At 35.5% G+C, this 1,523-nt stretch carries 2 protein-coding genes; both read left to right on the forward strand.

Features of this window, described 5'->3' with window-relative positions:
• The first annotated feature begins 376 nt into the window (after positions 1–376).
• A complete protein-coding gene (locus F3G86_RS10140) occupies positions 377–949 on the forward strand; it encodes a replication protein (protein WP_149723777.1) in 573 nt (190 codons plus the stop codon).
• Positions 950–951: 2 nt separating this feature from the next.
• The gene (locus F3G86_RS10145; protein WP_103594583.1) at positions 952–1,161 is read left to right on the forward strand and encodes a hypothetical protein; all 210 of its coding nucleotides are present in this window, start codon (positions 952–954) and stop codon (positions 1,159–1,161) included.
• Positions 1,162–1,523: the final 362 nt, after the last annotated feature.

Consider the following 1,523-nt stretch of genomic DNA (forward strand, 5'->3'; position numbering starts at 1 on the left):
CATTAGGGGCGAAGCTCCGCCCTAAGTGATATAATTTTAGAGTAGCCTTTAACAATAGAAGCCCAGATTTGCAGGGCGTCCGCCCCTGCAAATTGGGCGTTCTTGTCAAATTAATAAAAAACTCTTACCTTTAAGGTTTTGCACTAATAGCGCTAAATCTTATAATGTAACTCTAAACTTAAAAAATTATAAAAATAAGCTAATTTTTATTTTAAATTGGGGGGTTACTACGACACCCCCCAATGGGTGCTTTGTGCTTTGTGCCATAAGTTTTATTTAAGTTTTCTTGTATTACAATTCAAATATCAAAAAAAAAGAGAACCCGAAACACCTTTTTAAAATCTGGTTCTCTTTATTCCCGTTTGGAGGTTAAATTATGTCACAAGACAATAAAAATGTCAAAAAGAGAAATTGGGCTTTTGTTGCATACCCTGAAAGTATGCCAGCCAACTGGCTTGAAATATTACAAGAAACAGGCGCACCGATTGCTATTTCACCGCTGCACGATAAAGATTTGAATGCTGATGAACACGAGAAAAAGGCACATTATCATTTTATAATTTGTTATGGTGGTCCAACGTCTTTTAATGTTGTAAAGCGTCTAACTGATAAATTAAATGCACCTATTCCGATAGCTTTAGAGCAAATAAGGGGCTATTATCGTTATTTTACACACAAGGACAACCCAGAGAAGCACCAATATGATGAAAGCGAAATAAAGTGCCTTAACGGCTTTAAAATTAGTGATTATGTTGAACTTACAAGAAGCGAAGTATCAAAAATCAAAAAAGAGATTAGAGATATTATTCGCGGTAATTATTTGTCTGAATATTCCGATTTAATGGACTATCTCGATGCTGAAGGTATTTGGGAGCGAATAGAAGTAGCCGAAAATAATACGATACACTTTGACGCTTTATTGCGATCTATACGACACAAGAAAGGTTAAAAATGGGGTTTCCTAAGAAGCACGAACAAAGCGTAATACGCAGTGTTAGAGTTCCTAAAGTTATACAAGATTTTTTAAAAGAGTATTTTAAAAATAGAGATGATTTTACTGCTAATGATTTTATAAATTTACTTATTGAAAATTCCGACGAATACAAGAAATTTATTGCTCTTAAATCTGCAGAAGATAAGCAGCCAAAACTATTCGCATAATCGCTTCCTTAAAACTGGCATTTTTTTATTAATTTGACAAGTGCCCCCTTTTTAAGGGGTCAAGGGGATATCCCCTTGCGAGTTTCAAGGTATTACCTTGAGTATGCTCGCCTAGAATAAAAACATATTTTTTAACAATAATTTTGTCGGACATTTTTGGCGTTAAAGCCTATCCTGCAATCAATAAAAAAAGCTGGGGTATGGGGTTATTACCCCATAAGTGTGGCACATTAGGGGCGAAGCTCCGCCCTAAGTGATATAATTTTAGAGTAGCCTTTAACAATAGAAGCCCAGATTTGCAGGGCGTCCGCCCCTGCAAATTGGGCGTTCTTGTCAAATTAATAAAAAACTCTTACCTTTAA

It is taken from the genome of Campylobacter concisus (genome assembly GCF_902460595.1).
Classification (GTDB): Bacteria; Campylobacterota; Campylobacteria; order Campylobacterales; family Campylobacteraceae; genus Campylobacter_A; species Campylobacter_A concisus_BL.

Bases quoted from the DNA above. Each gene is read 5' to 3' on its own strand.
- F3G86_RS10140 (WP_149723777.1), top strand. From the start codon at position 377: ATGTCACAAGACAATAAAAATGTCAAAAAGAGAAATTGGGCTTTTGTT.
- F3G86_RS10145 (WP_103594583.1), top strand. From the start codon at position 952: ATGGGGTTTCCTAAGAAGCACGAACAAAGCGTAATACGCAGTGTTAGA.